Here is a 9,046-nt window from a genome sequence, read left to right as displayed (position 1 = left end):
CTTGTGGGAGGTGGCAGAGCACGACCCTGATTTCATCCATCCGGCTGGATGGCACGACGGCTTGCATGCATCTGTCGGGTGCAGCTGACACGGCAGCTTTTGTCACTTACATTGAGCAGGTGCTCTGCCCGACGTTGAGATCGGGAGATATCGTGGTCATGGACAATCTGTCGGTGCATAAGAGTCCAGAAGTCCAGAGGCTTGTCGAGGCGGTGGGAGCCGAGGTGCGCTTCCTTCCAGCTTACTCGCCGGACCTCAACCCGATTGAGAAGATGTGGAGCAAGATCAAAAACTCGCTGCGCAGCCTGGAGGCACGGACACCCACAGCATTGGACCAAGCCATCAGCGTAGCGTTCTCAAAGGTCACCGCCAAAGACGCCATGGGTTGGTTCGCTTCTTGCGGTTATAGTATTATTTAATATGCTCTAGACTAAGCGGCTGTGAGCGATCATGCTGCCCATTGATTCCGCCGGAAAGCGAGGCTGCGAACTCCATCTCCAAGGCTGCCCTCGACCGTCCGCTCATCTCGTTTCGATTTGAACCGATTGAGTTCCGTCTGGCCCCTATCTCCCTCACCGCAACCTTTGCCCTTCCGCCCCTCTGCGGCCTCATAACCCTGCGAAATGAAGAGTGGAGGACTATCGAGCCCGAGCCCCTCACCTCACGATTTGAATCGTTATGTGGTCAGGTTGGTATAACCCTGAGATAGCGTGAACGGACCACCGCTCACTGAAAACTGAATCCTGTTTACTGCACAAAAAAACCCCCGATGGCTGGGTAGCTCATCGGGGGTGTGAGGGGTTCAATGGGAAGAGCGATTAAGCCTCGAGGACTTCTTCGGTTTCTTCTTCCACTTCAGGCAGCGGTGCCTGTTCGGTCGGGACCACATCGAAGTTGCGGTGGGAGATGAAGCCCGTGCCGGCAGGGATGAGGTGACCCATGATGACGTTTTCCTTGAAGCCACGCAGGTAGTCGGACTTGGCCAGCGTAGCGGCTTCGGTAAGGACGCGGGTGGTGTCCTGGAAGGAAGCGGCGGAGATGAAGGACTCGGTTTCCAAGGAAGCCTTGGTGATGCCGAGAAGGACGGGCTCAGCCTCAGCGGGCTTACCACCTTCCTCAGAGACACGCTCGTTTTCACGCTCGAACTCTGTGCGGTCCACCTGGTCACCCCAGAGGAACTCCGTGTCACCTGTGTCAGTGATCTTCACCTTGCGCAGCATCTGGCGGATGATGATCTCGACGTGCTTATCGTTAATATCCACGCCCTGGGCGCGATACACTTCCTGCACTTCGTTGACCAAGTGTTCACGCAGAGCCTGAGGCCCAAGAATCTCAAGGATCTCATGCGGCACGACAGGACCGTCGGTAAGCTGGTCGCCTTTAGTGACGTGGTCACCATTGAAGACGAGGATGTGCTTGCTGCGAGGAATGAGGTGCTCTTCCTGCTGACCAGTCTTCGGATCGGTCACGATGACGCGACGCTTACCACGGACGAGACCACCGATTTCGACGGTGCCGTCGATTCGGGCGATTTCGCAGGCGTCCTTCGGCTTACGAGCTTCGAAGAGCTCGGCCACGCGAGGCAGACCGCCGGTGATGTCCTTGGTCTTGCTGGCCTTACGTGGGGTCTTGGCCAGGGTCGTTCCGGCTTCCACTTTCTCACCGTTCTTCACGTTGATGTGAGCACCGGCAGGGATGGTGTAGCTGGCGAGGATCTCGTGCGTCTTGGCGTTCACAACGACGATCTGCGGGTGCAGGTCTTCTTTGTGCTCGATGACGACGGTCTCTTCGTTACCTGTGGACTCGTTCTTCTCCTTGGTGAAGGTGATGCCCGAGATCATGTCACGGAACTCGATCTTACCAGCCTTCTCGGTGATGATCGGGATGTTATAGGGATCCCAAGTCGCGATCTGCTCACCCTTCTTGATGACGGAGCCTTCGGGCTTGGTGATGACAGCACCCATGACGAGCTTATGGCTTTCCAGCTCACGACCGTCTTCATCCATGATGGAGAGGACGCCGTTCTTCGTCAGGGCAATCCACTGTCCTTCCGGCGTCTGCACCATGCGCATGTCAGAGATCTTGAGGATACCAGCGTTCTTCACGTTGATGAAGGGCTGCTTGAAGGAGCTCATGGCAGCACCACCGACGTGGAAGGTTCGCATGGTGAGCTGGGTTCCAGGCTCGCCGATGGACTGGGCGGCGACAATGCCGACCGCTTCGCCGATCTTCACCAACCGACTGGTAGCCAGGCTGAGGCCGTAGCACATGGCACAGCAGCCGCGCTTGCTTTCGCAGGTGAGCACGGAGCGGATCTTCAGCTTCTCCACACCGATCTTGGTGAGGTGGGCGGCCTCCTTCTCCAGCACGAGCTGGTTAGCAGAGATGATGGTTTCCTTGGTGACAGGGTCGTGAATGGTTTCGCAGCTCGTGCGGCCATAGACGCGGGTCTTCAAGTCCACCACTTCCTCGTCACCTTGATAGATGGAGGCTAGGGTGATGCCGTTGACCGTGCCGCAATCGTTTTCCGTCACGATCACGTCCTGAGACACGTCCACCAGCTTACGAGTCATGTAACCGGAGTCAGCGGTCTTCAGAGCGGTATCGGCCAGACCTTTACGCGCACCGTGAGTGGAAATGAAGTATTCCAGCACGCTCAGCCCTTCACGGAAGTTCGAGGTAATCGGGCGCTCGATGATCTCACCGGAAGGCTTGGCCATCAGACCACGCATACCAGCGAGCTGCTTAATCTGCGTCTTGTTACCACGGGCACCGGACGTCACCATCACGTAGAGCGGGTTGTGGTGCTTCTTGCCGTCGTTGTATTCCAGGGTGCGGAACACTTCATCGGCAGTCTGGTCACCCACCTGGGTCCATACGTCCACGATCTTCTGGTAGCGCTCACCCTGGGTGATGAGACCACGCTTGTAGAGTTTATCCACGTCCTCGATGTCCTTGTAGGCTTTATCGAGAGCGGGGCGCTTAGCACCCGGGATGGCCATGTCGGTGATACCGATGGAGCACCCGGAGCGAGTCGCCTCGCGGAAGCCAAGAGCCTTCAGGCGGTCCAGGCAGGCCACGGTTTCTTTCTGACCCACGGTCTGGAAGCAGCGCCAGATGATGTCGGAGATCTGCTTCTTACCAACGGTGTTGTTGATGAAGCCCAGCTTCTCAGGCCAGATTTCATTGAAGCGCACACGACCGGCGGTGGTCTCGATGTAAGCCTTGGTCGGGTCACCGAAAGCACGCTTCGGCTGCTGGTAGTCAGGGTTGCGATAACGCACCTTGTCATTGACGCCGACGGAGCCTTCCGAAAGGGCAAATTCCACTTCAGACGGATCGTTGAAGATCGGCAGGCGCTCAGGGCCTTTCTTACCGTCGTGGCTTGGGAACTCACGCAGGTAGGTCAGGAAGAAGCAGCCCAGAGGAATGTCCTGGGAAGGCGTCGTGATAGGCTTACCGGAAGCAGGGCTGAACAGGTTGTTCGGGGCCAGCATGAGGAGGCGAGCCTCCATCTGAGCTTCCACGGAAAGGGGCACGTGAACGGCCATCTGGTCACCGTCGAAGTCAGCGTTGTAAGCACCGCAAACCAGCGGGTGCACACGGATAGCTTCACCTTCGATCAGCTTCGGCTCGAAAGCCTGGATGGACAGACGGTGGAGGGTCGGCGCACGGTTGAGGAGGATCGGGTGACCCTTGGTCACTTCGTCCAAGATATCCCACACCTCAGGGGTGCGGCGCTCAATCATCTTCTTGGCGGAACGGACGGTGTGAACCAGGCCCATTTCCTTCAGACGACGGATGATGAAGGGCTCGAACAAGACGAGGGCCATCTTCTTCGGCAGACCGCACTGATTCAGGTTCAGGTCGGGACCGATCACGATGACGGAACGACCGGAGTAGTCCACGCGCTTACCGAGAAGGTTCTGACGGAAACGGCCGGACTTGCCCTTGAGCATGTCAGACAGGGACTTCAGCGGGCGGTTACCAGCACCGGTGACAGGGCGGCCATGGCGGCCGTTGTCAAACAGCGCGTCCACAGCTTCCTGCAGCATGCGCTTCTCGTTACGGATAATGACATCCGGCGTGCGCAGCTGAAGCAGGTTCTTCAGACGGTTGTTACGGTTGATGACGCGGCGATACAGGTCGTTGAGGTCGGAGGTGGCAAAGCGACCGCCTTCCAGAGGCACGAGAGGACGCAGGTCTGGCGGGATGACTGGAAGCACTTCCATGATCATCGCCTCCGGGCGGCTGTGGGACTCGGCAAAGCCCTGGCAGAGCTTCAGACGCTTGGCCAGCTTCTTGCGGATCTGCTTGGAGCGGGTCTTGGTCATTGCCTCTTCCAGTTCCTTGGTCATCTCGGCCAGATTCATCTGGCTGAAGATGTCGCGGATGGCCTCAGCACCCATGCCCACGCGGAAGGCGTCGGCACCGTATTGCTCTTCAGCTTCGCGCAGGTCCACCTCGGTCAGGAGCTGACCACGCAGCAGCGGGGTGCTGCCTGAGTCCACGACCATGTAGTCTTCATAATAGATCACGCGCTCCAGGCTACGAGCGGTCATGTCCAGCATCAGACCGATGCGGGAAGGCATGCACTTGTAGAACCAGATGTGGGTCACAGGCACGGCCAGCTCGATGTGGCCCATGCGCTCACGACGCACGCGGGACAGGGTGACTTCCACGCCGCAACGGTCGCAGATCACGCCCTTGTGTTTGATGCGCTTGTACTTACCGCAGGCACACTCCCAGTCACGGGTCGGTCCGAAGATACGCTCGCAGAAAAGGCCGCCCTTTTCAGGTTTGAACGTGCGGTAGTTGATGGTTTCTGGGTTCTTGACTTCACCATGGCTCCAGCCGCGGATGCGGTCTGGAGAGGCGATGCAGATGGAGACGGAGTCAAACTCCTCGCCGGTGGGCTTTTCCCCGAAGATTTCTTTCAAGCTCGTGTCAGCATTCATAGACAATAAACAATGCGTTAAGGGTAGGTGGCTTGGGGTTCAGGGTTAAAGATTAGGCACCGGCAGTGAAGCGTTCGATGGCTTCGACGTCGGCATCCATCGAGGCGCGTTTGTGAACTTTCACGTCCAGGCCCAGGGATTGCATTTCCTTGATCAAGACGTTGAAGGATTCCGGCGTGCCTGCTTCCAGAGCATTGTCACCTTTCACGATCTGTTCGTAGATGCGTGTGCGGCCTTGCACGTCGTCCGACTTCACGGTGAGGAGTTCCTGCAGCGTGTAAGCGGCACCGTAGGCTTCGAGGGCCCACACCTCCATTTCCCCGAAACGCTGACCACCGTATTGCGCCTTACCACCCAGCGGCTGCTGAGTCACCAGCGAGTATGGGCCGACGGCACGAGCGTGGATCTTATCAGCGACAAGGTGGCCCAGCTTCAGCATGTAAATGTAACCGACCACGACGTCGAGATTGAAGGCGTCACCGGTGCGTCCGTCGAAGAGTTTGGACTTCCCGTTCAGACCCATCCACTCGTATCCAGGCACCTTCTTGGCTTCCTGGATGTATTCCATGATCTTGGACTCAGGGATACCGTCGAAGACTGGGGTGGCGATCTTCAGACCCAGGGCCTTGGCCGCGAGACCGAGGTGGGTTTCAAGAACCTGTCCCACGTTCATACGGGAAGGCACGCCCAGAGGATTCAGCACGATGTCCACCGGCGTTCCGTTTTCCAGGAACGGCATGTCTTCTTCAGGGACGATGGTGGCCACCACCCCTTTGTTACCGTGACGTCCGGCCATCTTATCACCGACGGACAGCTTACGCTTGCTGGCCACGAACACGCGGACCTGCTTCACGACGCCATCAGCGGCACCGTCTTCGCTGGTCTCGATGCGGTCGAGGTTACGCTCACGCTCCATGTCGGCATCGGCGAACTTCTGTTCGAAGTTCTGGATGATGTCGAAGATCTTGTTGCGGATCGGGCTTGGGTCGATTTCGACCGAGTCATAGCTCTCAGCCAGCTTGCGCAGCAGGGTCTTGGTGATCTTTTTGTTCGCGCCGATGATGATCTCACCGGTCTGACCGTTCACCACGTCGAGAGGGATCTTCTCGTTGAGAAGGATATCGCTGAGCTTCTCGGTGAGCTGCTCGGTGAGGTCTTCCTTCTTGGCACGATAGTCTTCTTCGATCTGCTTGATCTGCTTCTTGGCTTCAGCCGGGGAAAGCTTCTCTTTATCAGGACCGCCTGCGCCACCGCGCTGGGCCAATTTGACATCCATGACGATCCCGGTGCAGCCAGATGGCACACGCAGGGAGGTGTCCTTCACGTCTGCGGCTTTCTCACCGAAGATGGCGCGCAGGAGGCGCTCTTCAGGAGCCAGTTCCGTCTCGGACTTCGGAGTGATCTTACCGACGAGGATGTCGCCAGGCTTCACTTCCGCACCGATGCGGACGACGCCGTCTTGGTCGAGGTTCTTCAGCGCCTCGTCACCCACGTTCGGGATGTCGCGCGTGATTTCTTCAGGCCCAAGCTTCGTGTCACGAGCGATGACGTCGAAGTCTTCGATGTGAATGGAGGTGTAGATGTCCTCTTTGGAAACACGACGGCTGATGACGATGGCATCTTCGAAGTTGTAACCGTTCCAAGGCATGAACGCGACGAGCATGTTCTTACCGATGGCCAGTTCACCTTGGTCGGTGCAAGGACCGTCAGCGATGACGTCGCCCTTCTTGATCTTCTGACCGCGGCGCACCAGCGGACGCTGGTTGATGCAGGTGCCGGCGTTCGAGCGCCCGAACTTACGCAGCGGGTAAACGAAGACGCCCATCTCAGGGTCAGTCTGCACAGACTTCAGAGGATCGGCCAGGAACTGCTTGTCGCTGACTGGCAGGTTGCCGTCCTTGGTGATGATGATGACGTCAGCCGTGGCGGAGGCGACCACACCAGTGCCATCGCAGACGATGACGGCGCGGGAGTCACGGGCAGCCTTGCCTTCCATCCCGGTGCCCACGAGCGGAGCATCGGCCTCCAGAAGCGGCACCCCTTGGCGCTGCATGTTGGAGCCCATCAGAGCTCGGTTGGCGTCATCGTGCTCAAGGAAAGGAATCAGGTTGGCAGCGATGGAGACGAGCTGCTTCGGCGACACGTCCATCAGAGTCGGACGGGTCGGCTCCACTTCCAGGAACTCACCCCGGTAGCGCACGGTCACCTTGGTGCCGAGGAAGTTACCATCGGCGTCCAGGGGGTTGTTCGCCTGGGCGATGTAGTGGTTCTCTTCCTGGTCAGCGGTGAGGTAGTCGATCTTATCCGCCACCACGCCGTTCTTCACAGGGCGGTAAGGGGTTTCGATGAAACCGAACTCGTTGATGCGGGCATAGGTGCCCAGAGAGTTGATCAGACCGATGTTCGGACCTTCTGGTGTCTCAATCGGGCAGATACGGCCATAGTGAGAAGGGTGAACGTCACGAACTTCGAAACCGGCACGGTCACGGTTCAGACCGCCTGGGCCAAGTGCGGAGAGACGGCGCTTGTGGGTCAGCTCAGCCAGAGGGTTGATCTGGTCCATGAACTGGGAAAGCTGGCTACGGCCGAAGAAGTCACGCACCACGGCGCTCAGAGCCTTCGGATTGATCAGCTTGGCGGGAGTCATGGTGTCCATGCTCACGTCAAACAGAGTCATGCGCTCTTTCACCAGACGCTCGGTGCGGGCGAGGCCCACTCGGCACTGGTTGGCCAGAAGCTCACCCACGGCACGCACACGGCGGCTGCCAAGGTGGTCGATATCGTCCAGGATACCCTCACCAGCACGCAGCTTGAAGAGGTAGCTCATGGCGCTGATCACGTCATTCGGGTCCAGGATGCGCATGTCCGCATCGGTCTTCAGGCCGAGCTTCTGATTGATCTTGTAGCGGCCGACGCGGGTCAGGTCATAGCGCTTCGGATCGAAGAACAGACGCTTCACCAGAGCGCGAGCGTTCGGGATCGTTGGAGGATCACCTGGGCGCAGACGGCGGTAAATTTCTTTGAGGGCCTCGTCTTCATCCTTGGCAGGATCTTTGCGCAGAGAGGTGACGATGAGGTCGTCTTGGGAGGCGGTGATTACCTTCACGGTCTTGTGACCGAGCTGGATTAGCTGACGGACAACACCGGCGGTGAGAGGCTCATAGGCGCGGGCCACGATGAGTTCACCGTCCAGGATGTCCTTGAACAGCAGCTTGGCGGAGATTTCTTCCTCAGGAAGGTTCTCCTTCAGCTTCATGTCCTCGATGTTGTAGAACAGCTTGAGGATCTCCTCGTCCGTGGAGTAGCCGATGACACGCAGGAGCGTGGTGGCCAGGAACTTCCGACGGCGACGACGGCGGTCGAGATAAACGTAAAGGAGGTCGTTGGTGTCAAACTGGACTTCCAACCAGGTGCCGCGGTCAGGGATGATGCGGAAGCCATAGAGCCAGCGGCCATTAAGGTGCTGGCTGCTTTCGAAACAGATGCCAGGGGAACGATGGAGCTGGCTGACCACCACACGTTCAGCGCCATTGATCACGAAGGTGCCGCGGTCGGTCATCAGGGGCACTTCGCCCATGTAAACGCGCTCCTGCTTAGCACCGGCTTCGTCACGCAGTTCAAAAGTGACGTAAAGAGGGGCACTGTAGGTCTCTGCCTCACGGATGGCTTCCAGGGAGGAAAGCTTCGGCTCGCCGATTTCATACAGCACGAAATCGAGCGTCATCTTAGCATCATAGCTCTCGATGGGGAAAACTTCCTTGAACACCGCTTGAAGGCCGACTTCCTTGCGCTTGGAGGGGAGGATGTTCTTCTGCAGGAACTCCTCATACGAGCGGAGCTGAATCTCGATCAGATTCGGCGGCTCGGAGACTTCGTGGATTTTGCCAAAGTTGGTGCGCTGGGACATATACAGGGTGAGGGAGACGGCGGGGTGGCAACGGCGGTGGCTGGGTGCAGGCGGTGAAACCTGCGGCACTGAGGATCACACGACCCGGCAGCCAGCCGGATCACTGAGTCCCTCAGCGTGAAAATGACGAAACCAGAACGCGGACGCGGGTCCCCGTTCAGGCGGTGAAATAGATGATACG

Annotated in this window: 3 protein-coding genes; 1 reads left to right on the top strand and 2 read right to left on the bottom strand. The window is 58.3% G+C overall.

Going from position 1 to position 9,046, the window contains the following annotated elements; genetic code table 11:
• The coding region (locus B5D61_RS11525) for a transposase (RefSeq protein ID WP_139373212.1) at positions 1-419 on the top strand (419 nt) is incomplete at its 5' end.
• Positions 420-818: 399 nt separating this feature from the next.
• Here the strand turns inward: B5D61_RS11525 and rpoC are convergent.
• The gene (rpoC, locus tag B5D61_RS11520; RefSeq protein WP_078813537.1) at positions 819-4,958 is read right to left on the bottom strand and encodes a DNA-directed RNA polymerase subunit beta'; all 4,140 of its coding nucleotides are present in this window, start codon (positions 4,956-4,958) and stop codon (positions 819-821) included.
• Positions 4,959-5,010: 52 nt separating this feature from the next.
• Positions 5,011-8,865 carry a DNA-directed RNA polymerase subunit beta gene (gene rpoB, locus B5D61_RS11515; RefSeq protein ID WP_078813536.1) on the bottom strand — a complete coding sequence of 1,285 codons (3,855 nt, stop codon included), beginning with the start codon at positions 8,863-8,865 and terminating at the stop codon, positions 5,011-5,013.
• Positions 8,866-9,046: the final 181 nt, after the last annotated feature.

It is taken from the genome of Prosthecobacter debontii (genome assembly GCF_900167535.1).
Taxonomy (GTDB): Bacteria; Verrucomicrobiota; Verrucomicrobiia; order Verrucomicrobiales; family Verrucomicrobiaceae; genus Prosthecobacter; species Prosthecobacter debontii.
This window is presented reverse-complemented; position numbering and strand designations above follow the sequence as displayed.

Bases quoted from the DNA above. Each gene is read 5' to 3' on its own strand.
- rpoB (WP_078813536.1), bottom strand. From the start codon at position 8,865: ATGTCCCAGCGCACCAACTTTGGCAAAATCCACGAAGTCTCCGAGCCG.
- rpoC (WP_078813537.1), bottom strand. From the start codon at position 4,958: ATGAATGCTGACACGAGCTTGAAAGAAATCTTCGGGGAAAAGCCCACC.